This window comes from Arthrobacter sp. TB 23 (genome assembly GCF_000294595.1).
Lineage (GTDB): Bacteria > Actinomycetota > Actinomycetes > Actinomycetales > Micrococcaceae > Arthrobacter_D.
On the sequence record NZ_ALPM01000077.1, the window covers coordinates 18,949 to 42,123 of the forward strand.

28 protein-coding genes are annotated in these 23,175 nt (G+C 64.7%); 16 read left to right on the forward strand and 12 right to left on the reverse strand.

All coding sequences use genetic code 11. The features are described 5' to 3' along the window. Window positions 1-2 precede the first annotated feature (2 nt). From sfnG to B384_RS0111595, 3 genes are read left to right on the forward strand one after another with little or no spacing between them, the layout of a single operon-like run. Entirely contained in the window at window positions 3-1,148 is a 1,146-nt protein-coding gene (sfnG, locus tag B384_RS18730) for a dimethylsulfone monooxygenase SfnG (RefSeq protein WP_019483279.1), read from the forward strand. After that, window positions 1,148-2,479 carry an O-acetylhomoserine aminocarboxypropyltransferase/cysteine synthase family protein gene (locus B384_RS0111590; RefSeq protein WP_019483280.1) on the forward strand — a complete coding sequence of 444 codons (1,332 nt, stop codon included), beginning with the start codon at window positions 1,148-1,150 and terminating at the stop codon, window positions 2,477-2,479. The genes sfnG and B384_RS0111590 overlap by 1 nt, the downstream gene beginning before the upstream one ends. Next, window positions 2,476-2,979 carry a CoA-binding protein gene (locus B384_RS0111595; protein ID WP_019483281.1) on the forward strand — a complete coding sequence of 168 codons (504 nt, stop codon included), beginning with the start codon at window positions 2,476-2,478 and terminating at the stop codon, window positions 2,977-2,979. Before B384_RS0111590 ends, B384_RS0111595 begins: the two co-directional genes overlap by 4 nt. 113 nt (window positions 2,980-3,092) lie before the next feature. Here the strand turns inward: B384_RS0111595 and B384_RS0111600 are convergent, their stop codons facing one another. Next, window positions 3,093-3,899, reverse strand: a complete 807-nt coding sequence (locus tag B384_RS0111600) for a carbon-nitrogen hydrolase family protein (RefSeq protein WP_019483282.1) — start codon at window positions 3,897-3,899, stop codon at window positions 3,093-3,095. Between the two features lie 72 nt (window positions 3,900-3,971). Between B384_RS0111600 and B384_RS0111605 the strand changes: the two genes are divergently transcribed. Together B384_RS0111605 and B384_RS0111610 are read left to right on the forward strand one after the other, a co-directional pair. Further along, window positions 3,972-4,466: a DUF427 domain-containing protein gene (locus B384_RS0111605; protein WP_019483283.1), complete on the forward strand. Its 495-nt coding sequence runs from the start codon at window positions 3,972-3,974 to the stop codon at window positions 4,464-4,466. Window positions 4,467-4,607: 141 nt separating this feature from the next. Continuing rightward, the gene (locus B384_RS0111610; RefSeq protein ID WP_019483284.1) at window positions 4,608-5,384 is read left to right on the forward strand and encodes a SurA N-terminal domain-containing protein; all 777 of its coding nucleotides are present in this window, start codon (window positions 4,608-4,610) and stop codon (window positions 5,382-5,384) included. Window positions 5,385-5,401: 17 nt separating this feature from the next. Here the strand turns inward: B384_RS0111610 and B384_RS0111615 are convergent, their stop codons facing one another. From B384_RS0111615 to B384_RS18740, 4 genes are all read right to left on the reverse strand, one after another. Beyond that, window positions 5,402-5,662 (reverse strand): EAL domain-containing protein, encoded by a 261-nt coding sequence (locus B384_RS0111615; RefSeq protein ID WP_019483285.1) that lies wholly within the window; start codon window positions 5,660-5,662, stop codon window positions 5,402-5,404. A 149-nt stretch (window positions 5,663-5,811) separates the two neighbouring features. Beyond that, the gene (locus tag B384_RS0111620) at window positions 5,812-6,078 is read right to left on the reverse strand and encodes a DUF3253 domain-containing protein (RefSeq protein ID WP_019483286.1); all 267 of its coding nucleotides are present in this window, start codon (window positions 6,076-6,078) and stop codon (window positions 5,812-5,814) included. Between the two features lie 8 nt (window positions 6,079-6,086). After that, on the reverse strand, window positions 6,087-7,373 hold the full coding sequence (locus tag B384_RS0111625) for an adenylosuccinate synthase (protein ID WP_024476241.1): 1,287 nt from the start codon (window positions 7,371-7,373) through the stop codon (window positions 6,087-6,089). A 230-nt stretch (window positions 7,374-7,603) separates the two neighbouring features. After that, a complete protein-coding gene (locus tag B384_RS18740) occupies window positions 7,604-7,990 on the reverse strand; it encodes a DoxX family protein (protein ID WP_019483288.1) in 387 nt (128 codons plus the stop codon). A 47-nt stretch (window positions 7,991-8,037) separates the two neighbouring features. Between B384_RS18740 and B384_RS0111640 the strand changes: the two genes are divergently transcribed. Further along, the gene (locus tag B384_RS0111640) at window positions 8,038-8,640 is read left to right on the forward strand and encodes a hypothetical protein (protein ID WP_035747412.1); all 603 of its coding nucleotides are present in this window, start codon (window positions 8,038-8,040) and stop codon (window positions 8,638-8,640) included. Window positions 8,641-8,650: 10 nt separating this feature from the next. Here the strand turns inward: B384_RS0111640 and B384_RS0111645 are convergent, their stop codons facing one another. The 3 genes from B384_RS0111645 to B384_RS0111655 form a co-directional block, all read right to left on the reverse strand. Continuing rightward, window positions 8,651-9,070 carry a DUF3151 domain-containing protein gene (locus tag B384_RS0111645; RefSeq protein WP_019483290.1) on the reverse strand — a complete coding sequence of 140 codons (420 nt, stop codon included), beginning with the start codon at window positions 9,068-9,070 and terminating at the stop codon, window positions 8,651-8,653. 1 nt (window position 9,071) lies between these two features. Then, a complete protein-coding gene (gene fbaA / locus B384_RS0111650) occupies window positions 9,072-10,091 on the reverse strand; it encodes a class II fructose-bisphosphate aldolase (protein WP_019483291.1) in 1,020 nt (339 codons plus the stop codon). Between the two features lie 187 nt (window positions 10,092-10,278). After that, a complete protein-coding gene (locus B384_RS0111655; RefSeq protein ID WP_019483292.1) occupies window positions 10,279-10,914 on the reverse strand; it encodes a TrmH family RNA methyltransferase in 636 nt (211 codons plus the stop codon). A 63-nt stretch (window positions 10,915-10,977) separates the two neighbouring features. On the opposite strand from B384_RS0111655, the gene B384_RS0111660 reads away from it, so the two are divergent. Next, the gene (locus B384_RS0111660) at window positions 10,978-11,757 is read left to right on the forward strand and encodes an HAD-IIA family hydrolase (RefSeq protein ID WP_019483293.1); all 780 of its coding nucleotides are present in this window, start codon (window positions 10,978-10,980) and stop codon (window positions 11,755-11,757) included. Window positions 11,758-11,760: 3 nt separating this feature from the next. Then, complete coding sequence (locus B384_RS18745) at window positions 11,761-12,495, forward strand: tyrosine-protein phosphatase (RefSeq protein ID WP_019483294.1); 735 nt, start codon at window positions 11,761-11,763, stop codon at window positions 12,493-12,495. Here B384_RS18745 and B384_RS0111670 read toward each other — a convergent pair. The 3 genes from B384_RS0111670 to B384_RS0111680 form a co-directional block, all read right to left on the reverse strand. Beyond that, window positions 12,489-13,490, reverse strand: coding sequence for a thioesterase domain-containing protein (locus B384_RS0111670; RefSeq protein ID WP_019483295.1), 1,002 nt, complete (start codon window positions 13,488-13,490; stop codon window positions 12,489-12,491). The two genes, B384_RS18745 and B384_RS0111670, sit on opposite strands and share 7 nt — an antisense overlap. A gap of 15 nt (window positions 13,491-13,505) precedes the next feature. Further along, the gene (gene pyrE / locus B384_RS0111675; protein ID WP_019483296.1) at window positions 13,506-14,069 is read right to left on the reverse strand and encodes an orotate phosphoribosyltransferase; all 564 of its coding nucleotides are present in this window, start codon (window positions 14,067-14,069) and stop codon (window positions 13,506-13,508) included. Between the two features lie 95 nt (window positions 14,070-14,164). Then, window positions 14,165-15,376, reverse strand: a complete 1,212-nt coding sequence (locus B384_RS0111680; RefSeq protein ID WP_019483297.1) for an ROK family protein — start codon at window positions 15,374-15,376, stop codon at window positions 14,165-14,167. A gap of 116 nt (window positions 15,377-15,492) precedes the next feature. On the opposite strand from B384_RS0111680, the gene B384_RS18750 reads away from it, so the two are divergent. From B384_RS18750 to B384_RS0111720, 8 genes are all read left to right on the forward strand, one after another. Continuing rightward, a complete protein-coding gene (locus B384_RS18750; protein WP_024476243.1) occupies window positions 15,493-15,942 on the forward strand; it encodes a TIM barrel protein in 450 nt (149 codons plus the stop codon). Beyond that, a complete protein-coding gene (locus B384_RS0111690) occupies window positions 15,939-17,099 on the forward strand; it encodes a Gfo/Idh/MocA family protein (RefSeq protein ID WP_019483299.1) in 1,161 nt (386 codons plus the stop codon). Before B384_RS18750 ends, B384_RS0111690 begins: the two co-directional genes overlap by 4 nt. A gap of 28 nt (window positions 17,100-17,127) precedes the next feature. After that, window positions 17,128-17,865 (forward strand): sugar phosphate isomerase/epimerase family protein, encoded by a 738-nt coding sequence (locus B384_RS0111695; protein ID WP_019483300.1) that lies wholly within the window; start codon window positions 17,128-17,130, stop codon window positions 17,863-17,865. Further along, window positions 17,862-18,965, forward strand: coding sequence for a Gfo/Idh/MocA family protein (locus tag B384_RS0111700; RefSeq protein WP_019483301.1), 1,104 nt, complete (start codon window positions 17,862-17,864; stop codon window positions 18,963-18,965). Before B384_RS0111695 ends, B384_RS0111700 begins: the two co-directional genes overlap by 4 nt. Window positions 18,966-18,973: 8 nt before the next feature. Continuing rightward, on the forward strand, window positions 18,974-19,972 hold the full coding sequence (locus tag B384_RS0111705) for a sugar phosphate isomerase/epimerase family protein (protein WP_019483302.1): 999 nt from the start codon (window positions 18,974-18,976) through the stop codon (window positions 19,970-19,972). 102 nt (window positions 19,973-20,074) lie between these two features. Next, complete coding sequence (gene nadE / locus B384_RS0111710) at window positions 20,075-20,899, forward strand: ammonia-dependent NAD(+) synthetase (protein ID WP_019483303.1); 825 nt, start codon at window positions 20,075-20,077, stop codon at window positions 20,897-20,899. Window positions 20,900-20,927: 28 nt separating this feature from the next. Continuing rightward, window positions 20,928-21,728: an exodeoxyribonuclease III gene (locus B384_RS0111715; RefSeq protein ID WP_019483304.1), complete on the forward strand. Its 801-nt coding sequence runs from the start codon at window positions 20,928-20,930 to the stop codon at window positions 21,726-21,728. Between the two features lie 3 nt (window positions 21,729-21,731). Continuing rightward, window positions 21,732-22,586 carry a hypothetical protein gene (locus B384_RS0111720; protein WP_019483305.1) on the forward strand — a complete coding sequence of 285 codons (855 nt, stop codon included), beginning with the start codon at window positions 21,732-21,734 and terminating at the stop codon, window positions 22,584-22,586. Window positions 22,587-22,744: 158 nt separating this feature from the next. Here the strand turns inward: B384_RS0111720 and B384_RS0111725 are convergent. Then, the coding region (locus B384_RS0111725; RefSeq protein ID WP_019483306.1) for a hypothetical protein at window positions 22,745-23,175 on the reverse strand (431 nt) is incomplete at its 5' end.

Genomic DNA, 23,175 nt, shown 5'->3' on the forward strand with positions numbered 1-23,175 from the left:
CTATGGCTATTGACCTTTCCCAACCCCTGAAGTTCGCGTACTGGGTGCCCAATGTGAGCGGCGGCCTGGTGGTCTCCACCATTGAGCAGCGCACCAGCTGGGACTTCGAGTACAACAAGAAGCTGGCCCGCATCGCGGAGGACGCCGGCTTCGAGTACGCCCTCTCGCAAACCCGGTATGCGGCGTCGTACGGCGCCGACAAGCAGCATGAGGCGACGTCGTTCTCCCTGGCGCTGCTCGGTGCGACCGAAAAGCTGAAGGTGATCGCCGCCGTCCACCCCGGTATGTGGCAGCCCGGAGTCCTGGCGAAGTTCATCATCACCGCTGACCACATCTCCGGTGGTCGGGCGGCGGTGAACATTGTGTCCGGCTGGCTGAAGAGTGAGTTCACCGGGTTCGGGCTGCCGTGGCTGGAGCACGACGAGCGCTACGTCCGCACCGAAGAGTTCATCAGGATCCTCCGCGGCCTCTGGACAGAGCAGAACTTCTCCCAGGCCGGCAAATATTACAACATCACCGATTTCACCCTCAACCCGCCGCCCGTCGACGTGCCCGGGCGTCCACACCCGGAAATCTTCTTCGGCGGCAACTCGACGGCGGCGCAGGCCACTGCTGGCCGGGTGGCCGACTGGTACTTTTCCAACGGCAAGGACCTCGAGGGATTCAAGGAGAATATCGCCGGCGTGCAGGCCTCAGCGGCCGACGTCGGCCGCCACCCCCGGTTCGGGCTCAACGGTTTTGTGATTGCCCGCGATACCGAGAAGGAAGCCCGCGAGACGCTCCGCGAGATCGTGGCCAAGGCCCACAAACCGGCGGTGGAGGGGTTCCGGGGCGCAGTGCAGGAAGCCGGGGCCTCGACCAAGGACGGCAAGGGCATGTGGGCGGACTCGTCCTTCGAGGACCTGATCCAGTACAACGACGGCTTCAAGACCCAGCTGATCGGCACCCCCGAGCAGATCGCCGAGCGGATCGTCGAGTACAAGAAAATCGGGGTGAACCTGATGCTGACCTGCTACCTCCACTTCCAGGAGGAGGTCGAAGCCTTCGGCAAAGACATCCTCCCCATCGTCCGCGAACTCGAAGCGGACCTCGCCCGTAAAGAGGGCCTAGATTTCAATGTTGACAACCAGATTAAGGCAGGTGTCTGATGGCTGATCGCAGCTTCGGTTTCCGTACACGCGCTCTTCACGCGGGTGGCACCCCCGACTCGGCCCACGGCGCCCGAGCGGTACCCATCTACCAGACGACCTCGTTCGTGTTCAAGGACACGAACGACGCCGCCAACCTCTTCGCGCTCCAAAAGTACGGCAACATTTATTCGCGGATCGGCAACCCTACGGTCGCCGCGTTCGAGGAGCGGATCGCGTCCCTGGAGGGTGGCATCGGGGCGGTCGCGACGGCGTCGGGCATGAGCGCCGAATTCATCACGTTCGCGGCCCTCTGCCAGGCCGGGGATCATATTGTCGCCGCGTCGCAGCTCTACGGCGGCACGGTCACCCAACTCGATGTGACCCTGCGCCGGTTCGGCATTGACACCACCTTCGTCCCCGGCACGGATCCCGCTGACTATGCTGCGGCCATCCAGGACAACACGAAGGCCGTCTACGCGGAGGTGATCGCGAACCCCTCGGGTGAAATCGCCGACATCCAGGGGCTAGCGAAGATCGCCCACGACGCCGGTGTGCCGCTGATCATCGATTCCACCCTGAGCACCCCCTACCTGATCCGGCCCATCGAGCACGGCGCCGACATTGTGATCCACTCCGCCACCAAGTTCATCGGCGGGCACGGGACCACCCTGGGCGGCGTCGTCGTCGAGGCCGGAACCTTCAACTGGGGTAACGGCCGGTTCCCCACCATGACCGAGCCGGTCCCGTCCTACGGCAATATCCAATGGTGGGCCAACTTCGGCGAGTACGGCTTCCTGACCAAGCTGCGCACCGAGCAGCTGCGGGACATCGGGCCGTCCCTCTCCCCCATGTCGGCCTTCCAGCTGCTGCAGGGCGTGGAAACCCTGGCCCAGCGGATGGACGAACACCTGTCCAACGCCCAGGCGGTCGCCGAGTGGCTGGAGAACGACCCGCGGGTGGAGTACGTGAACTTCGCGGGCCTCCCCTCGCACCGGCATTTCGAGCGGGCCGCCAAGTACCTGCCGCAGGGGCCCGGGTCGGTCTTCAGTTTCGGGGTGAAAGGTGGTAGGGCGGCAGGGCAGAAGTTTATTGAGTCGCTGCAGCTGGCCTCACACCTGGCCAACGTGGGCGATGCCCGCACCCTGGTCATCCACCCCGGCTCGACCACGCACCAGCAGCTGTCCGCCGAGCAGCTGGTCACGGCCGGCATCCCCGAGGACCTGGTCAGGATTTCGATCGGACTCGAGGACCTGGACGATATCCTGTGGGACATCGACCAGGCACTGGACCTTGCCACTGCAACTCCGCAGGGCTCAACACCTACTCCGCACGAGGGAGCCACCGCATGAGCGCCGATCTGGAAACGGCACGGACCTGGGAGGGCCCGTCCGCCCCTGAACGACTCTCGCTCCTGCGTCACGCCAAGTCGGTGGCGATCATTGGGGCATCGGATAAGCCGTCCCGCGCGTCGTACTTCGTGGCCACCTACCTGCAGTCGTCGTCGCCCTATCGCTTGTACTTCGTGAACCCGGTGGCGAAGGAGATTCTGGGGCAGCCCGTCTACGCGTCCCTGGCCGACCTACCGGAGGTCCCCGACATCGTCGACGTGTTCCGAAAGCACGATGATCTGCCCAGTGTCCTTGAGGAGACGAAGGCTGTTGGCGCGAAAACGCTGTGGCTGCAGTTGGGGTCCTGGCATGAGGACGTTGCGCACGACGCCGAGGAGGCGGGCCTGAACGTGGTAATGGACCGCTGCATCAAGATTGAGCACGCGCGATTCCACGGTGGACTCAACCTGGCTGGCTTCAACACCGGAGTGATCTCGTCGAAGCGGCAGGTTACCGCCTAGCCCCACCCATCATCTAGCCCCATCCCACACCCCCATCGAGTCAACAGGAATCGCCCCGAAAAGTGGCTATTTCGGTTGACTCGATCCCGTTGGTTGGGGGCAGGGTGGCTGGGCTAGTGGGACTCGACGATTTCCTCGTTGCGCGCGAATCGGCGGTTCTTGAGCACGGGCAGGAACTCGCGGACGTCGGCGATCCGTCGGCGTGACACGTTGGTGGTGACCACTCCCTCTTCCTCGTCGGTGAGGAAGACCTGCGGGATTCCCATGGGGTCGAGGATCGCCGAGTGCCCGATGGTATGCCCGCTCGAGGTCCCGGCTGCCGCGATCCAGACGGTGTTCTCGATGGCGCGGGCCTTCAGCAGGGTTTCCCAATGATCCACCTTGTGATCGCCCTTGAACCAGGCGGCCGGCACCAGGATCAGATCCGCCCCGCGGTCAGCGAGCGCACGTGCCTGTTCCGGGAAGCGGATGTCGTAGCAGGTCATGAGCCCCACTGACAGGTCACCGATCGTAACCACCTTGATGCCGCCGTCTCCGGGTTTGATCCGGGTGGACTCCTGATAGCTGAAAGCGTCGTAGAGGTGAAGTTTGCGGTAGGTGTCAACAATCTTCCCCGTGGCATCCACCAGGACCAGCGTGTTGTAGGGGCGGTCCTCGCCGCTCCCCTCATACCCGCCAGCAACAATAGCGATGCCGAGCTCGACGGCGATGAAGGACAGCTGCTGCACGAAGGTCGACCAGTTTTCGTCGACGGCAGCCGCCAGCGAACCCTCCACCTTCCCGATGGAGAACATGGATTCCTCGGGGAAGACGATCAGCTCGGACCCTTCGGAACGCGCTTGTTCGGCAAGCCCACGCATGGTCTTGAGGTTGTCCGAGACGCTACCGCCCGGTCGGAACTGCCCAACGCTGATCTTCATCGTCGCCGCTTTCAGTCATGAAATAGGTGCCCTCACAGCCTACCGAATGCCTGAACGTCTTATTGTTGGGTTATGACACTGCAACCTATCGTCCCCGGCCCCGGCCAGGAATCAGTGTGGGACTACCCGCGACCGCCACGGCTGGAGCCCACCACCGAGCGGGTGATGATTGAGTTCGGCGGTATGGTGATCGCCGACAGCACCGATTCGGTCCGGGTCCTGGAAACCAGCCACCCCCCGGTGTACTACGTTCCGATGGACGACTTCGTCGCCGGCGCCCTGGCTCGGGTGGAGGGCTCATCGTTGTGTGAGTACAAGGGGATGGCAGCGTATTACGACGTCGTCAGCGGGCAGCACCGCGCACCCCGCGCCGGGTGGACCTACCCAACCCCCACCCCCGGCTTCGAGGCGCTGCAAACCCGGGTGGCGATTTATCCGGGAGCAATGGACCGCTGTTTTATTGACGGTGAAGTGGTCACGGCGCAGGAGGGCGACTTCTACGGCGGCTGGATCACCAGCCGCATCGTCGGGCCTTTCAAAGGCGCCCCCGGCACCTGGGGCTGGTAGTCCGGGCCCAGTCCCGACAGTGCGACCCGGACAGTGCGAACCCGGACAGTGCGACCCCGCCGTGGAACGGTGACGCCCAGCTAACGCTCATAGAGGACTGATACCTTCGCAGGTTGGTTATCTATCTGGCAGGAGAATATTGTGCGGAAGAAGTTTTTACTGAGTATTGCCTTGGCCGGAATTATCTCGGTGGTGTCCGCATGCGGCACCCCCGAAGACGGCAGCGAGTCGGGATCCGAGACGTCGCAGGCCCCCGCCAATGAGAGCGCAGCGCCCGAAGCGGCCCCCGAAGTTGCCGACGCCGATCTGGAAGGCGTGCCTGACGTCGTGGCGCTGGTCAACGGCACCGAAATCCTGAAGGCGGACTTCGAATCGGTCTACACCGCCCAGTACGAGCAGGCCGCAATCCAGTCTCAGATGTCCGGGGAAGCTGTCGACCAGGATGAGCTCAAAACCCAGACCATCGAGGGAATGATCGGCACCGAACTGCTGGTTCAGGAAGCTGACGAACGCGGAATTGAGGCAAGCGACGAAGCAACTACCGCAGCACTCGATGAGCTCGTAGCAGCCAACCAGCTTGGTTCGGCCGAGGAGTTCTACGCAGCGCTCGCCGAGCAGGGCATGGACGAGGCGACAGTCAACGACCAGCTCGCCACCCAGGTCCAGGTGGAACAGCTCATCCAGGAAGAGGCCGGGGACTCCGCACCCTCCGAGGAGGAGCTCACCACCGCCTACGACGAGGCAGTGGCCCAGCAGGAAGAGCAGAGCGCCCAGAGCGGCGAAGAGACCGAGGTTCCCCCGTTCGAGGAAGCACGGCCAGCTCTCGAGGAGCAGCTCCAGACCCAGAAGGAATCCGCCGCAGCGGAGTCCCTGATATCCAGCCTCCGCGAGGAAGCCGACATCACGATCAACCTCTAAGGCAGGTGGTGCCGCAGCTAGAGGGCTGCGGCACCGGGGCTGACCGGCGTCCGGTCAGGGGATTCCATCGCGAACCATGACGCCAGTTCGTCGGCTGGAAGTGGCCGGGCGTAGTGATATCCCTGGGCCAGGTCGCAGGCGAGCCCGATCAGGGCCTCACGCTGCCCCTCGGTTTCGACGCCCTCGGCTACCGCCTTGATCCCGACGGCGTGGGCCAGCAGGTACCCGCAGGGGGCATGATCGAAGAGCGCCTGATAGTCCAGCCCGGCGGCGCTCACGGCTGCCGCCGGTGAGCGGGAAAGGCTCGCTCAGAAAACGCCGTCGGCGCCATTTCCGCCCCTCAAAAGTTGTGTGGGCGACGACCTGGATTCGGGTGGTTGTCGGCTCCTCACTGAACTGTCGGCGAGGCGGACCGAAATGTAAGCGTTTAGGCGCGACGGCGCCGAATCCGGATCGGCCCCTTGCTGGTGGACGGATCGATGACCGCTCCGCCCTGCGTAATCTCCACCTCACCGGCGGCAACTAACCGCTTGGCAGCGTCCCGGGACGCCTCCATCAGGTCCCGCCACTGCCCGTCGGATACTGCGCGGGCAGCCTCCGACGGGCAGATCGTCGCCTCGGGGGCCCGCTCGTCGAGGAGCCGCCGAATGGCGTCCTCAAGCAGCCGACCGGTGTCGTCGCCAGCGGGGCCCAACCGGTTCCCTAACCGATCAGGTCGTTGATGACGATGGTCTGGTCCCGGTCTGGACCCACGCCGATGGCCGAGAACCGGGCACCTGACATCTTCTCCAGCGCCCGAACGTACACCTGCGCATTATCGGGCAGGTCATCGATAGTCCGCGCGGTGGTAATGTCCTCGGTCCAGCCCTCGAAGTACTCGAAGATGGGTTTGGCGTGGTGGAAATCGGTCTGGGTCATCGGCATCTCATCGTGCCGGACGCCGTCGACGTCGTACGCCACGCAAACCGGGATCCGCTCGATCCCGGTGAGCACGTCAAGCTTCGTCACGAAGTAGTCGGTGAAGCCGTTGACGCGGGCCGCATGGCGGGCCAGGACGGCGTCGTACCAACCGCAGCGGCGTGGCCGCCCGGTGTTGACACCGAACTCGCCGCCCTTCGTCTGCAGGTACATGCCCATGTCGTCGAAGAGTTCGGTGGGGAAGGGACCGGCGCCGACGCGCGTGGTGTAGGCCTTGATGATGCCCACTGCGCGGCTGATCCGGGTAGGGCCAATCCCCGAGCCGACCGATGCGCCACCCGCGGTGGGGTTCGACGAGGTCACGAACGGGTAGGTGCCGTGGTCTACGTCCAGGAACGTGGCCTGGCCGCCTTCCATGAGCACCACCTTGCCGGCGTCGAGCGCCTCATTCAGCACATAGGTGGAATCGATGACCAGCGGCCGGAGGCGCTCGGCGAAGCCGAGGAAATACTCGACCACTTCCTCCACCTCCACGTCACGCCGGTTGTACACCTTGACCAGGAGTTCATTCTTCTGGGCGAGTGAGCCTTCAACCTTCTGCCGCAGGATCGACTCATCGAAGACGTCCTGGACCCGGATCCCCAGCCGTGCCACCTTGTCCATGTAGGCGGGACCGATGCCGCGCCCGGTGGTGCCGATGGCCCGCTTGCCCAGGAACCGTTCAGTGACCTTGTCCAACACCTGGTGATACGGAGCGACCAGGTGCGCGTTCGCCGAAATACGCAACTTGGACGTGTCGGCGCCGCGCGCCTCGAGCCCCTCGATCTCCTCGAAGAGTGCCTCAAGGTTGATGACGCAGCCGTTGCCGATGATGGGGACCGCGTTGGGGCTCAGGATGCCTGCGGGAAGGAGCTTCAGCTCGTACTTTTCACCGCCGACGACGACGGTGTGCCCCGCGTTGTTCCCGCCGTTTGGCTTGACGACGTAGTCAACCCGCCCGCCGAGTAGGTCTGTTGCTTTGCCTTTACCTTCGTCGCCCCACTGGGCTCCGACAATAACGATCGCTGGCATGGGATCCTCCCCCATCGTTGCGGCGGCATCCGGACACCGTGCCGATGCCGCCAGAAGTGCATGAGAATGCCCCAAGACCTCAGTGCATTGCGGCAAGAGATCTGGGGCTCTTACCACCCAAGTTTAGCAACAGATCCCGTTGACGCTCGGCTTGATGATTACCCGGCTCCGGCAGCGGCATCCACAACCGACTTCTTGACCTGTTCTGGGTCCCGGAAGCCTCGAGCTCCTCAGCCCGGACGATTGTCCCGCCGGAGTGGGTTCAGCAGGTGGCTTCGCCCCTGCCAGGCCAGCACCATGGCACCGGCGCCCAGCAGCACGTTGGTCCACAGGTACCCCACGTCACCGTTGACGATGTTCGTCACCGCGGCGCCGGTCATGACAAGAACGAGCAGCAACGCTCCCGGGGTGCGCACCCTGGGAACGAATAGGGCAGCACTCCCGATGAATTCGCCGGCAGCGGTCAGGTAGACAGTCCAGCCGGGAAGCCCGGATTCCTGGAACGGGAGCAGCGCGGCGGGGTCCCCCATGACCTTCTCGATCCCGGCCCGGACAAAGAAGAACGCGAGCACGGCGGCGAGCGCCACCCACACCAGTTCCATCCGGTTCGTCTGCATAGGCTCATGATGCCACCTGGGGCGCACCGGGAGGGGAGAATATGATCATGGATCGATTTGTTGGCAACATTGCGGGAGTTGGTACCGCCGCCGGAATCCGGTTGGTCGTTGGCCTGTGGGCGGATTCGCCGCTGGGCGCCTTTACCGACGTCATGGTGGAGGACGACGGCGGCCGGCGCACCCTGCTCGCGCCGAACCAGGCCGTCGCGGACTACGTCAGCGCTACCTACACGTTCGATCAGATTCAGGTGGTGGACGTGGTCTCCACACTCGACGAGCATCGGCTGACGGTGTCAGCGGCGCCGCTCGAACTGACCGCCGACCTTGGCGGCGTGACAGGGCTCGGTCGGCTGCTCAGCCTCGTTCCCGCCCGGGTAGCAACGTCACCGCGCTGGCTCAGCCTGATCAACCCGGTGGCCGGTCTTGTGATGCCGGGGGTGCAGACGGCGGGTTCGGCGGGCAACGGCCGCACCGAGTATTACGGGGTGACGGCGGCGGTGAAAATTGCGGCCGCGTCGGTGCGCTGGCACGGCAGGGACCAGGGCGCACTCGCCCGGCTGTCCCCACCGGTGCGGTTCGGGTTCAGCTCCGCCCCGGCCGCGCCGATGCTGGTCACCGTGGTGACCAGCATCAAGCGACCGTCAACCTAGTTTTTCACCTTCAGTTGCCGAGCTGCCTGCTGGCTTCCGGATCGGATTCGCCGAGGAACTTGGCAATGCGCTCCGCCTCGTCCATCTCTCCGATGGAGGCCGCAGCCCTGCCCAGCGCGTACAGCGAGCGGAGGAACCCGCGGTTGGGTTCGTGCGAGTACGGGACCGGGCCGGTGCCCCGCCATCCGTTCCGCCGCAGCGCATCGAGGCCGCGGTGGTACCCGGTTCGGGCGTACGCGTAGGACTCGATGGTGCGCCCCTCGGCGTAGGCCTCATCCGCGAGGATGGCCCACACCAACGACGACGTCGGGTACTTGGCGGCGAGGTCTACCGCCTCGTCGCCGGCGTCGAGGCGTGCACCCAGGTCCGTTTCCTCGGGGAGGAGGGTGGGCTCGGGGCCGAGGAGGTTGCGGCGGAATTCGTCCGACATGCTAGAGCTTCTTCCCGGCGGATCCCAGTGATGCTGCGGCCTCGACCACGCGGGCTGCAAGACCGGCCTCGGCTGCGGCGCCCCACACCCGTGGGTCGTAGACCTTCTTGTTGCCAACCTCGTTGTCGACCTTCAGCACGCCGTCGTAGTTCTTCAGCATGTGGTCCACCACGGGTCGGGTGAATGCGTACTGCGTGTCGGTGTCGATATTCATCTTGATGACGCCGTAGGAGACAGCGTCGGAGATTTCCTGGGCTGAGGAACCGGATCCGCCGTGGAACACCAGGTCGAAGGGCTTGTCCTTGCCCAGCTTGGCGCCGATCTGATCCTGGATGTCCTTGAGGATTTCGGGGCGGAGCTTCACGCCGCCGGGCTTGTACACGCCGTGGACGTTGCCGAAGGTCAGCGCTGTGAGGTAACGGCCGTGTTCGCCGGAGCCCAGGGCCTCAACGGTGGCCAGTGCGTCTTCGACAGTGGTGTACAGCTTGTCGTTGATGGCGTTTTCGACGCCATCCTCTTCACCGCCGACAGTGCCGATCTCGACCTCGAGGATGATCTTGGCAGCCGCCGCGCGGGGCAGGATGTCTTTGGCGATCCGCAGGTTCTCTTCAAGGGTTTCCGCTGAACCGTCCCACATGTGGGACTGGAAGAGTGGGTTGCCGCCGCGCTTGACTGCCTCTTCCGATGCGGCAAGGAGGGGGAGGACGAATGCGTCCAGTTTGTCCTTGGGGCAATGGTCGGTGTGCAGCGCAATATTCACGTCATACTTCTTGGCCACCTCGTGGGCGAAGGCTGCGAATCCCAGGGATCCCACCACCATGTCCTTGACCGACGCACCGGACCAGTACGCTGCTCCGCCGGTGGAGACCTGCACAATGCCGTCGGATCCGGCCTCGGCGAACCCCCGCATTGCGGCGTTGAGGGTCTGGGAAGAGGTGACGTTGACGGCCGGATATGCGAAGCCCCCGGCCTTGGCACGGTCGATCATTTCCGAATAGATCTCAGGTGTTGCGATAGGCATAAGGACTCCTCTGTGGAATGCGTATTAGACAGGCGGGATGGGTAACGGACCGCTCATTCCATCCTATTCGACTGCTCGTTCGGCAGAAACGACCCGGAGGGTCAGGTTTGCCGCTTGCAACCGCCAAACCTGACGGCGGGGGCCGTTTCTGGCCCCGCACCACGCTAAACGGCCTCACCTGACCAGGCTAGACGCCCTGACCGAACACGTGCCGGCGAACCCACCCGTGCATCGCGATCGCCGCAGCCGCCGACGCGTTGATGGACCTCGTTGAACCGAACTGGGCAATGGACAGGGTGGCATCGGCGGCGGCGTGGACTTCCGGGGTCAGACCCGGTCCCTCCTGGCCGAAAACCAGCACACAGTTCTCCGGCAACTCGTAGGTTTCCAGCGGCACCGAGTCCGGGAAGTTGTCGATCCCGATGATCCGTAGTCCCTCGCCGCTGGCCCAGGCAACAAATTCCTCGACGGTCGGGTGGTGTCGCACGTGCTGGTAGCGGTCGGTGACCATGGCACCCCGACGGTTCCAGCGTCGTCGTCCGATGATATGGACTTCCTTGGCCATGAAGGCGTTGGCGGTACGCACCACGGAACCGATGTTCAGGTCGTGCTGCCAGTTCTCAATCGCCACGTGGAAGTTGTGACGGCGGGAATCGAGGTCGGCGACGATTGCGTCGTGCGTCCAGTAGCGGTACTGATCGACGACGTTGCGGGTGTCACCTGCCGCCAGCAGTTCGGGGTCCCACTGGCTGCCCGCCGGCAACTGACCCTCCCAGGGCCCGACACCTACCGGAATGAGCGGAATTTCGGGATTTTCTTTCACGCTCCCAGCCTAAGGTGAAAGACTGGGACCGATAGCACCGCCCGGACGGCAGGGAGAGATCACATGCGCGAGAACGAACACATCGAATGCTGGCTGACGGACATGGACGGTGTTCTCGTTCACGAGAACCAGGCCATCCCAGGCGCGGCCGATCTACTTGACCGTTGGGTGGCCACCTCCAAACGGTTTTTGGTGCTGACCAACAACTCCATCTACACACCCAGGGATCTGGCGGCGCGGCTCAAAGCCTCGGGCCTGGAAATTCCCGAGGAGAACCTGTGGACGTCGGCCCTCGCCACGGCCCAGTTCCTCAAGGAGCAGCTGCCGGGTGGACGCGCCTACGTCATCGGCGAAGCCGGATTGACGACGGCGTTGCACAACGCGGGTTTCGTGCTCACCGATCAGCACCCCGACTATGTGGTGCTGGGTGAAACCCGCACCTATTCGTTCGAAGCCATCACCAAGGCGATCCGGTTGGTGGAAGGCGGCGCACGGTTCATCGCTACCAACCCGGATGTGACCGGGCCATCCAAGGAAGGGCCGCTTCCTGCCACCGGCGCCGTGGCGGCGCTGATTACCGCCGCCACCAGTCGTGTCCCCTATATTGTGGGCAAGCCTAATCCCATGATGTTCCGGTCGGCGATGAACCAGATCGACGCCCACTCGGAAACCACCGCCATGATCGGCGACCGGATGGACACCGACATCATCGCGGGGATGGAGGCCGGACTGCACACCGTCCTGGTGCTGACCGGGATCACCCAGCGCGCCGACATCGACGCCTACCCGTTCCGTCCCGCCCAGATCCTGGAGTCGGTGGCCGACCTGATCGACCAGGTGTAGGCAGTGGCGGGAATCCTGAACCTGCGCGACATCGCTCAACTCACCGCCTCCGATCCGAGGGCGCCCGCGCCGGGCCGGGTGTTCCGTTCCAGCCAGCCCTTTGACTGGGACCTCGTCGCGACGATGGAGTTCCTTGCCGGCCGGGGCATCGAGACAATCGTCGACCTGCGCAGCGAACGTGAGGCGGGGATGGTGCCCTGGCTGGTCGCCGCCGACGCCGGGATCGACGTCGTCGCCGCACCGCTCGACCCCTCCGAGGCCAACCCCGCATCGACCATGGGCTTGTTGACCGCCGAGGACCTGGGGAATTACTACGTCGGTTGGCTGCATAGCCGCCCGGGAGCGGTGGTCAGCGCCCTCGAACCGATCGTGGCGGGCCGCACCACGCTGGTGCACTGTGCGGCAGGTAAGGACCGGACGGGCGTGATCACCGCCGTCGTCCTCCTGGTCGCCGGGGTGTCCGACGAGTTGATCATCCAGGACTACGCCCACACCACGGGCGCCCTGCCCGAAATCCTGCCAGCACTGGCGAAGCTCTGGCTGGGGAACGCCCCATCCGGTTCGCAACGGATGTCGTTCGACAACCCGCCGGTAATCCTCACCTCCCCGGCTGCAGCCATGGCCACGTTCATCGACGGGCTGCGCCGCGAATACGGGACCGTTGACGCTTTCCTGACGGGAGCTGGCATGGACCGCCACGATCTGACGCGACTGCGGAAGACACTCAACGGTCAGTAGACGGTTCGCAGCGACCCGCCACGTGGGAGCGGCAGGAACTCCTCCTGCAGCGCCACCACAATGCCCTGATAGATCAAGGGGTTCCACTGCGGGCTCGCGTGGGCTGGGAGCGCACCCTCGGTGACGTAGTCAGCAGACACCAGGTTGTCCGGGAACGCTTCAGCCCATCCCGGCCGGGTCGTCGTGTAGTTCACGGTGTTGTCATTGGGGTTGCCGATGAAGGCAATCTGGGTATCCCCCAGGGTGCCCTGGAACCGGGTGACGTTGTAGTGGTAGATGTACGACGACTGTGACTGGATCAGCAAACTCGACGGCGCCAGCGGAGACAGTTGCTCGAGGGTCTGGTTCATGACCTGCTGCCAGCTGCGTTCGTTCTTGTTGACGATCCGCTCTCCCAGCTCGTATCCGCCCCTCAATACGGTAGGCACCCGGTATCCGGCGTCGTAGAGGCGCACCACACCCTCGAACACCGCCTGGTCCAGCACATCGGTGCGGGAATGCGGACTGGAGTCGAGGATGATCAGCTTCACGTTGATCCCCAACTCACGCAGCTGCGACGCCACCTCGATGGCTACCATCCCACCAAAACTGTGCCCATAGAAGTAGAGGGTTTCGACCTGGAAGATCCGTACATAGCGGTTCAGTGCGGCAACAATGTTGGTGATATTCAGCCCACGGTTCGAGTACCCCATGACTGAAATCTGTCCGCGCTGCGCGAGGGCCGGTCGAAGGGAGTTGGCGATCCAGCCGCCCTCTTCCCAACTCGTTTTGTACCCGGGGAAGATGATCCATCGGGTTCGGGGGAACCGCCGCGCCGCCTCCTCATCCTCAACCGGGAGGAGCTGCAGCTCCTCCCGTTCCTCCTGGATCCTCCTTGTCAGGAACAGGTCGGCGGCGAGGGTGAGGCCGAACCCGGAGCCGACCAGGAAAGAGCGGCGGGACATGCCCTTGATCCCGTGCGCGTAGCGAAGCAGCCGTTCGGCGTCCTCAGTCATAGGTAGTCGGGGGTGTTACCCCAGACCGAGCTCGTCTTTGCCGAAAGCGTAGAGGTACGGCACCCCTGCCTCAGACTCGATGCGTTCCTTCGACCCGGTGTCGCGGTCGACGATCACCGCCACTGCCTGCACCTTGCCACCAGCCCGCCGGACACCCTCGACAGCGGTCAACGCTGACCCACCGGTGGTGGAGGTGTCTTCGAGCACGACGACGGACCGGCCAGTAATGTCCGGGCCCTCCACCTGGCGGGCCATGCCGTGAGTCTTCTGGGTTTTGCGCACCACGAACGCGTCAATGCCACGGTTGTCGCGGGCCGCGGCGTGCATCACGGCGGTGGCCACCGGGTCAGCTCCCATGGTCAGGCCGCCGGCGCTCTCGAAGGCGATTCCGGCGTCGTCGAGCAACTCCAGCATGACCTGCCCCACCAGTTGGGATGCTTCGTGGTGCAGGGTGATCCGGCGAAGGTCAATGTAATAGTCGGCTTCCTTGCCGCTGGACAGCGTCACTTTCTCGTGCACGATGGCCAGTTCCTGGATCAGTTCACGCAGGCGGACGCGGGCGGTGCTATCGGCGGTCATGGTTGCAATCCTAATGTCTTTCGGTACCGGAGATGCCAGGTCCCAGTCAGTGTGACCGGACGCCAAGTGCCTTTCCCCTGGCATGCCTAAACCTGTCAGGGGGCGCTCAGGCTCGCGGTTTCGATTGATTCCGGCGACAGGACGTGGGAAATGGCCATCACCGAGGCACCCCGGACACCAGCATTCTGCCCGGCAACCGATGGCACAATCCGCAGGTGCTCAGTGGCCAAAGGCAGGGAACGCCGGTAGACCACTTCGCGGATCCCGGCCAGCAGGTGCTCGCCCGCCTGCGCCAGGCTCCCACCGATCACGACCACCGATGGGTTGATGAGGTTCACGCAGGTGGCCAGCACATCGCCGATGTCGCGGCCCGCCTGGCGGATCACCTGGATGGCGTCGCGGTCGCCCGAACGCACCAGGTCGATCACCCCTTGACTGGAAGTCAGTTCACCCCCGGTAAGTGCGTTCAATGCTGCCGCGAGCGCGGGCCCGCCGGCCAGGGCTTCGAGGCACCCCGTGTTTCCGCAGCGGCACGGAATCTCACCACCGCGTGGGACCCGGACGTGGCCGAGGTCCCCGGCCGTGCCCTGCGCACCGCGCTGCAGCATTGATCCTGAAATGATCCCGGCGCCGATACCGGTGGCCACCTTGATGAACATCAGATCGGTGGTGTCCGGCCAGTTACCGCTCAGCTCGCCGAGGGCCATGATGTTGACGTCGTTGTCGACGAGCACCGGCACGTTGAAGCTGCGTTGCACCAGCCCCGGCACGTCGAACCGGTCCCAGCCCGGCATGATCGGCGGGTTGATAGGCCTGCCCGTCTCGTGCTCCACCGGCCCGGGCAACCCAATGCCGATCGCTGCCAGTTCGGAGCTGGACCGCTTTGCCTCCCGCAGCAGGGTACCGATCGCTGCCACCAACCAGCCCAGCACCGTCTCTGGCCCGTCGGAGATGGTCATGGACTGGCGTGCGCTGGCTAGTTCTGTTCCGGAGAGGTCCGTCAGGATTACCAGGGCGTGGGTGGCGCCCAGATCGGCGCCGATCACCACCCGTGCCCCGGGGTTGAGGGCGAACAACGACGGCGGCCTGCCGCCGGTCGACACGGCACCCCCGTACGGGGCGACCAACCCGAGGGTCATCAGCGTCTCCACCCGTGAAGCGACGGTTGACCGGGCCAGCCCGGTGAGCTGAGCCAGTTCCGCCCGGGTCCGCGGCTGCCCATCGCGGAGGAGCTGGAACACCTCGCTGGCACCAGGAGCAGGTAAAGCCGAGGTTCGGGCCTGCTTTTCGGACTCAATCTTCAACACAGTTTCAGTAAACCACGCGGAACTTCGGCGTGTCTCACATTCCACTAATTCATGTACAACGGCCTACTTTTGAATGATGCTCGACAAAAGTATAAGTTCCATGTCACAGTGGGCTGGTGGATAACGATGTCTTCCCCTCAGAGTCTCGGGACAGCACCTCGACGGTGCTAAGTGTCTCCGGACTGTCCAAGAGTTTCTTTGGTATTGAGGTGCTGAAAGATGTCTCCCTCCACCTGAACATCGAGGATCGTTCGTCTGCGGCCGCCATCATCAGTGCCGGAGAACACCTGGTGCACGTCCAGGTCTGCGGCAATGACCGTGGTGCCCCCGGCGGCGACCAGACCGACTGGACCGGCATCCTCGAAGCCCTCGATACGGTGGGCTACGAGGGTCCACTGAATATTGAGAGTTTCACCTCGCACAACGCCAGCATTGCCATCGCCGCCTCCATCTGGCGGCCCCTCGCCGAGTCCCAGGACCGGCTAGCCCAAGACGGCCTCGCCTTCCTGCGCTCGATCACGCCGCCCAGGACCGCTACGCCCCTGCCTCAAGGAGACCACCGATGACCACCCCCGCCTCGGCAGCAGCTGCCGTGCCCGGCACGCTCGGGGTGGCCGTTCTCGGCTACTCCTTCATGGGGAAGGCGCACTCGAACGCCTGGCGCAATGTGAACGCTTTTTATCCGACCCCTCGCGTGACCCAGCAGCTCCTGGTTGGTCGGGACGCCGGTCACGTCGCCGACGCCGCCACCCGATTCGGCTGGGCCGAAAGCTCCACCGACTGGCGGGAAGTGCTGGAGCGCGACGATATCCACATTGTCGACATCTGCACCCCCGGCCACCTGCACGCCGAACTGGCGATCGCCGCGTTGGAGGCAGGCAAACACGTCATCGTCGAGAAGCCGCTCGCCAACTCGGTTGCCGAAGCCGAGCTGATGGTCGCAGCGGCTGTGGCAGCCCGGTCCCGCGGCGTCCAGTCGATGGTCGGCTTCAACTATCGACGACTTCCCGCGCTCGCCCTGGCGCGGACCCTGATTTCTGACGGGCGGGTGGGGGACGTCCGTCAGATTCGCGTGAGTTACCTGCAGGACTGGCTAGCCGACGAGCGGGCCGCCATGAGCTGGCGTCTGCGCAAGGCATCGGCCGGTTCCGGTGCCCTGGGCGACCTGGCATCGCATGCTGTTGATCAGGTGGCCTTCCTGCTCGATGACCCGGTGGCGAGCGTGTCCGGCACGGTCAATACGTTCGTGGCGGAGCGTCCCGGCCCGGCCGGCCCCGAACAGGTAACCGTCGACGACGCCGCCTGGGCCACCCTGCGACTCGCCTCCGGGGCGGTCGCCAGCCTTGAAGTCTCGCGGTTCGCGACGGGGCGCAAGAACTCGCTGCAGATTGAGATCTATGGTTCCCGGGGTGGGCTGCGCTTCGATTTGGAGCACCTGAACGAGTTGCAGTACTTCGACAGCGGCACACCGGCAGAGTTGCAGGGGTACAGCAAAATACTGGTCACCGAGCCATCCCACCCGTACCTTGGAGCTTGGTGGCCCGCCGGGCACACCCTCGGCTGGGACCACACCTTCACCAGCCAGGCAGCCGACTTCCTCACAGCGATCAACTCGGGCACACCGACGACGCCGTCGTTCGAGGACGGATTGGCAACCCAGCGGGTACTGGCCGCAGTGGAGGCCAGCGCCGCCCAGGCGGGCGCCGCCGTCGCACCCGCCTGAGACGATCTATTGCACGCAGGAGAAACCTATGGAACTGTCCGTCCAGCTCTACACCGTCCGCGACGCCCTCGAAGCGGACCTCGATGGCACCATTGACCGGATCGCGGCGATGGGTTTCACCAACGTCGAGCCGTACAACTTCGCCGCGGATCCGGCTCCGCTGGCTGCAGCCCTGAAACGGAACCACCTTTCGGCACCCTCCGGGCACGCACCACTGCTCTCAACCGACCAGGCAAGGATCTTCGAGGCGGCCCGCACCCTCGGGATGCGCACCGTGATCGATCCTTATGTGCACCCCGACCGTTGGACATCGGTTGCCGACATCGCCGCCACGGCCGCGCAGCTCAATGAGGCTGCGACGCTCGCCGCGGAGTATGGGTTGCGCGTGGGCTACCACAACCACTGGTTCGAAATAGAGACCGATTTTGATGGCCGCACTGGTCTTGAGGTACTGGCCGAAAACCTGCATCAGTCGGTAGTCCTGGAAGTGGACACCTATTGGGTGGCGGTCGGCGGGCAGGATCCGGCGGCCCTGCTGGGACGCCTCGGTGACCGGGTCCGGCTCATCCATATCAAGGACGGTGCAGTCGACCAGGACAACAAATCCCAGGTGGCAGTCGGCGCCGGACGGATGGACATCGAGGGGGTCCTGGCCGCGTCGTCGACAGTCGAAACGGCAGTGGTCGAACTCGACGACAGCGCCGGGGACCTTTTCACCGCCATTGAGGAGAGCCGCCGGTTCCTGCTTGCCCGGACCGGCGCATGAGGGGCCCTGTCGGCGTCGGCGTGATCGGCGCCGGGGTGATCAGCAAGGAATACCTGACCAACCTCACCGCTTTCCCCGACCTCCACGTTCACATCGTCGCCGATCTCTTTGAGGATGCCGCGCGCACCCGCGCCGCCGAGTTCGGCGTGGCAGCGGCGGGTGGGGTTGAAGCTGCCCTGTCTCACCCGGACGTGGAAATTATCGTCAACCTGACGACCCCCGCCGCCCACGTGCCGGTGGCCCTTGCCGCCGTCGCGGCCGGAAAGCATGTCTGGTCCGAGAAGCCGTTCTCCCTCGACCGCGCCTCCGGAGCCGAGCTACTGGCCGCGGCCGAAGCAGCGGGAGTCCGGCTGGGATGCGCCCCCGACACCTTCCTCGGCGCGGGGCTCCAGACTGGGCTGCGCACCATCCGGCGCGGCGATATCGGCACGCCGTTGACCGCCCTCACCCTGATGCAGTCCCCGGGCCCGGAATCATGGCATCCCAATCCTGCCTTCCTGTTCCAGGCGGGGGCAGGGCCCCTTTTCGACATCGGCCCCTACTATCTGACCGCCCTGGTGCAGGCGTTCGGGTCCATCCGGCGGGTCGCGGCCCTCGGCTCCCGCGCGCGGGACACCCGGGTCATCGGCTCGGGGCCCAAGGCGGGTGAATCGTTTAGGGTGTCCGTGCCCACCCATGTCAGTGCCCTGGCAGAGTTCGACGGCGGCCGGTCGTCGCAGAGTATCTTCAGTTTCGACTCCCCCAGGCCCCGAACGGGTTTCGTCGAAATCACCGGGACCGATGCCACCATCGCTTTCCCCGACCCGAACGAGTTCCACGGGGAGGTCCGGTTGCACCGGCACGGTGCCGATGATTGGGAGACCATACCCGCCGTCGGGTCGGTATTCGGCCGTGGTTCCGGCGTGCTGGACATGGCACGGGCTATCCGGGCAGGCGTACCTCACCGCGCGCAGGGCTCAACCGGTTTCCACATTCTCGATGCGATGGTGGCGATTGCCGAATCAGTCGACACCGGAGCATTCGTGCCGGTGACCAGTTCCGCCGCAGCACTCGATCCCCTTCCCGAGGACTGGGACCCGTCCCAGCTCACCCTTTCCTAGGAGACACCATGGCACGCAACTACACCCTGTTCACCGGCCAGTGGGCCGATCTACCCTTCGAGGAGGTAGCCAGGCTGGCGGGCGAATGGGGCTACGACGGGTTGGAGGTCGCCGTCTCCGGGGACCATCTGGATGCGTGGCGCTGGGACGACGATGAGTACATCGCTGGCCGGCTGGACATTCTGGAACGTAACGGGCTGAAAGTGTGGGCCATCTCCAACCACCTCAAGGGTCAGGCCGTGTGCGACGACCCGATCGACTTCAGGCACCAGGCCATCGTCGGCGCCCGGGTCTGGGGCGATGGGGAGCCCGACGGCGTCAGGGCACGCGCCTCCGAGGAAATGCAGCACACCGCGCGGCTGGCCCAGAAGCTCGGGGTGAAAACGGTGGTGGGGTTCACCGGTTCCTCGATCTGGCAGTACGTGGCCATGTTCCCGCCGGTGTCCCAGGACGTGATCGACGCCGGCTTCCAGGACTTTGCGGACCGCTGGAACCCCATCCTCGACGTGTTCGACGAGTGCGGGGTCCGGTTTGCCCATGAGGTGCACCCGTCGGAGATCGCCTACGACTACTGGTCCACCCAGCGGGCGCTCGAGGCCATCGGGCACCGGCCGGCTTTCGGTTTGAACTGGGACCCCAGCCACTTCATGTGGCAGCAGATCGACCCGGTGGCGTTCATCTCCGACTTCGCGGACCGGATCTACCACGTCGACTGCAAGGACACGAAGATGCGGATGGGCGGCGGCCGCAACGGCATCCTGTCCTCGCACCTGCCGTGGGGAGATTCCCGGCGCGGCTGGGACTTCGTGTCCACGGGCCGCGGCGATGTGCCGTGGGAGGACAGTTTCAGGGCACTGACCAGCATCGGCTACGACGGGCCCATTTCAGTGGAGTGGGAGGACGCCGGGATGGACCGGCTGCAGGGTGCACCCGAAGCCCTGGCCTTCCTGAGGCAGTTTAACTTCGGGCCCTCGGGCGCCTCCTTCGATGCTGCCTTCAAGCAGTAGCGGGCTCCTGTCCCAGGGCGCGGCCCCTGTAGGGCGGGCCGGTGTAGCGGCCGTGTGATTTGCCGTAACGCACCGGAAACGCCACCGTAGTAGCCTTTCCACATGCGCGAAAACCAAGCCAGCATCATTGAGGAAATGGGCGTGCGGCCCACCATCGATCCCGCAACGGAAATCCGTGCCAGGGTCACCTTTCTGAAGGACTACCTCAAGGCCACCGGGACCAACGGTTTTGTTCTCGGGATCAGCGGCGGAGTGGACTCTTCGCTGTCCGGCAGGCTCGCCCAGCTGGCCGTGACTGAACTGGCCGAGGAAGGGACTGAGGCGGACTTCATCGCCGTCCGCCTCCCCTACCGGGAACAGCAGGATGAGGATGACGCGCAGGCGGCCCTGGAGTTTATTCAGCCGAAAAGCCAGCGCACCTTCAACGTCGCAGCAGCTGTTGACGGGTTCGAAGCGGAGTATGCCAGTGCCACGGGTGAGGACATCTCCGACTTCACCAAGGGAAACATCAAGGCCCGGGCGCGGATGATTGCCCAGTACGCGCTCGCCGGCCAGCACAACCTCCTGGTGATTGGCACCGACCACGGAGCGGAATCGGTCACCGGGTTCTTCACCAAGTACGGCGACGGCGGTGCTGACATTCTGCCGCTGTTTGGCCTCAACAAGCGCCAGAACCGGGAGCTGCTCAAGGAACTCGGCGCGCCGCCCCAGGTTTACACCAAGGTGCCGACGGCTGATCTGCTGGATCATCAGCCCGGCCGCACCGACGAACACGAACTGGGAATCACCTACGACCAGATTGACGACTATCTGGAAGGCAGGGAGGTGGAAGAGTGGGCTGCTCTCGCGATTGAGCGCCGCCACACCATGACCCGCCACAAGCGCACCGTCCCTGTCACCATTCTGGACACCTGGTGGCGGGGCTGACGCCCGGGACATTGGTAACGTGTTCCCTGTGAAGATTGCCACCTGGAACGTAAATTCCCTCCGAGCCCGCGCGGACCGCGTCGAAGCCTGGCTAGACCGCTCCGACGTCGATGTCCTCGCAATTCAAGAGACCAAATGCAAGGACGAGAACTTCCCCTGGGATCTGTTCGAAGCCAACGGCTACGAGGTGGCCCACTTTGGTCTGAGCCAGTGGAATGGCGTCGCGATCGCCTCCCGGGTGGGGCTCGACGACGTCGAACGCACCTTCGAGGATCAGCCCCTCTTCGGGAAGGACGCGGAGCCGATCCAGGAAGCCCGCGCTATCGGTGCCACCTGTGGCGGCGTGCGGGTCTGGAGCCTGTATGTCCCCAACGGACGGTCCCTCGACGACCCCCATATGCAGTACAAGATTGATTGGCTCGACACTCTGCGGGCAAAAGCCCTTGGCTGGATCGAAACCGACCCGACGGCGCAGATCGCCCTGACCGGCGACTGGAACATCGCCCCCCAGGATGAGGACGTCTGGGATATCGACCTGTTCCAGCGGGAGGGCTACACCCATGTCAGCCCGGCGGAGCGCGCCGCCTTCCACGCGTTCGAAAACTCGGGCTTCACCGACGTCGCCCGCCCCCACACCCCGGGCCCCGGCGTCTACACATACTGGGATTACAAGCAGCTGAGCTTCCCCAAGAAAATGGGCATGCGGATCGACTTCGTGCTGGCATCTCCGGCGCTTGCCGAGCGTGTGACCGGCGCCTCGATCGACCGGGAGGAACGCAAGGGCAAGGGCGCCTCGGACCATGCACCGGTCATTGTGGAGCTGGGGTAACTGATGGCGGCCATCGGTCCGGCCGCCACGGGCCACACCTTCCCCTACGTGTCGTTCCTCAGGGTCTTCGAACCGCTTGAGGCATTCAGCGACGCCCAGCAACTGGTGATTTTGGAGCAGCGGTCGCGGGAACGCAAGGACACCGAGGGGATTGAACGCAACAACTCGCTGCAGCGGATTCTTCGCCAGGTGTCGGACCCGTTCCCCCACCACGGGGCAGACCTGGTCCGGGTCCTTCATTTCCCCGGCACTAACGGCGTCACCGCTCAGTACTATTGCCCCAATCAGCTGGCGGTCCGCACCTCGCTGGCAGCCGAGTCGCTGGGACAAACGATTCGCGGTCCGCTGGTGGATGTGTTGCTGCCCGAAGCGGCAACCGACGCACACCAGGCGCGACTCGATCCCGAGACCGTCGCCGAGACGACCGCCAAGCTCCACACCCGATCAGCCACCTGGGGGATTCCATTCTCCTGGTTTGTCCTGATCCACGAAGACGATCTCACCGAGGTGATTGAGGACGGCGGCAAGGTCCGCACCGTGCGGATGGCCGCGGCGGTGCACGAATGCATCGAGCGGGCCAAGCACGCGATGGCGTCTCTGGCGATCGCTGCGCCGGAGCTGGACCTGCTCGATGACCTGACAGACATTATCGAATGGCTCCAGTTGTTCCGTCTCGACGCGGTGGTGGAACTCGACTACGGCCCGGTCGCCGACCTGGTGTTCCCCGACGAGTCACCCATGGACGTCAGGATGGGCATCGAGTGCCTGGCGGAAGGCGACATGACGGGCGCCGCAGCGTCGTATCGTCGGTTGGCCTCCCGCTGGATCCCGATCCGCCAGTTGGCCCGCGCCAACTAGCCGCCTGCTACCGGCCACATCGACACCAGCACCTCGCTGCCAGCCGCCTGCCCGGGCGCGCGCCGTCGTCGTCGGCCGCCACCTGCGCCGTTCCGGTGAGGAACCTTGACGTCGGGGGCCAACGTCCAGGTCGCTCACCAGACCGGACGACGACGGCGCTAGTTGATCCCCTCCACGGCGTAGGACACCTTGGTGACGCCCTTCTTGGACTTGATCTTGGTGATGGTCAGGGTGCCGATGTCGCTGACGTCCCGGACATGGGTGCCACCACAGGGGACTCCGAAGTCATCGCTGTACAGCACGATCCGTGCTGGTTTGTTGGTGGGGATGTTGTCCGGAACGTTGCGGCAGTAGTCGCCCATCTCCGATACCGGCATGAACCTGATTTCGTTGGTGCTTCCGGCGCCGACCACATCACGCGCTGCCTGCTGGATCCTCACGAGCGTGGCTTCGGTTTCCTCCGGAGCCAGCGCAGCGTTGTATTCGACGAAGGACATGTGGGGATAGTGTGCGCCTTTGCCTGGAACCCAGGGCAGGCCGAGCCGTTCAACCGCCAGGTCCACCACATGACCGGCCGAGTGCAGGCGGG

Bases quoted from the DNA above. Each gene is read 5' to 3' on its own strand.
- sfnG (WP_019483279.1), top strand. From the start codon at position 3: ATGGCTATTGACCTTTCCCAACCCCTGAAGTTCGCGTACTGGGTGCCC.
- B384_RS0111590 (WP_019483280.1), top strand. From the start codon at position 1,148: ATGGCTGATCGCAGCTTCGGTTTCCGTACACGCGCTCTTCACGCGGGT.
- B384_RS0111595 (WP_019483281.1), top strand. From the start codon at position 2,476: ATGAGCGCCGATCTGGAAACGGCACGGACCTGGGAGGGCCCGTCCGCC.
- B384_RS0111600 (WP_019483282.1), bottom strand. From the start codon at position 3,899: ATGAAGATCAGCGTTGGGCAGTTCCGACCGGGCGGTAGCGTCTCGGAC.
- B384_RS0111605 (WP_019483283.1), top strand. From the start codon at position 3,972: ATGACACTGCAACCTATCGTCCCCGGCCCCGGCCAGGAATCAGTGTGG.
- B384_RS0111625 (WP_024476241.1), bottom strand. From the start codon at position 7,373: ATGCCAGCGATCGTTATTGTCGGAGCCCAGTGGGGCGACGAAGGTAAA.
- B384_RS18740 (WP_019483288.1), bottom strand. From the start codon at position 7,990: ATGCAGACGAACCGGATGGAACTGGTGTGGGTGGCGCTCGCCGCCGTG.
- B384_RS0111640 (WP_035747412.1), top strand. From the start codon at position 8,038: ATGGATCGATTTGTTGGCAACATTGCGGGAGTTGGTACCGCCGCCGGA.
- B384_RS0111645 (WP_019483290.1), bottom strand. From the start codon at position 9,070: ATGTCGGACGAATTCCGCCGCAACCTCCTCGGCCCCGAGCCCACCCTC.
- fbaA (WP_019483291.1), bottom strand. From the start codon at position 10,091: ATGCCTATCGCAACACCTGAGATCTATTCGGAAATGATCGACCGTGCC.
- B384_RS0111660 (WP_019483293.1), top strand. From the start codon at position 10,978: ATGCGCGAGAACGAACACATCGAATGCTGGCTGACGGACATGGACGGT.
- B384_RS0111670 (WP_019483295.1), bottom strand. From the start codon at position 13,490: ATGACTGAGGACGCCGAACGGCTGCTTCGCTACGCGCACGGGATCAAG.
- pyrE (WP_019483296.1), bottom strand. From the start codon at position 14,069: ATGACCGCCGATAGCACCGCCCGCGTCCGCCTGCGTGAACTGATCCAG.
- B384_RS0111690 (WP_019483299.1), top strand. From the start codon at position 15,939: ATGACCACCCCCGCCTCGGCAGCAGCTGCCGTGCCCGGCACGCTCGGG.
- B384_RS0111695 (WP_019483300.1), top strand. From the start codon at position 17,128: ATGGAACTGTCCGTCCAGCTCTACACCGTCCGCGACGCCCTCGAAGCG.
- B384_RS0111700 (WP_019483301.1), top strand. From the start codon at position 17,862: ATGAGGGGCCCTGTCGGCGTCGGCGTGATCGGCGCCGGGGTGATCAGC.
- B384_RS0111705 (WP_019483302.1), top strand. From the start codon at position 18,974: ATGGCACGCAACTACACCCTGTTCACCGGCCAGTGGGCCGATCTACCC.
- nadE (WP_019483303.1), top strand. From the start codon at position 20,075: ATGCGCGAAAACCAAGCCAGCATCATTGAGGAAATGGGCGTGCGGCCC.
- B384_RS0111720 (WP_019483305.1), top strand. From the start codon at position 21,732: ATGGCGGCCATCGGTCCGGCCGCCACGGGCCACACCTTCCCCTACGTG.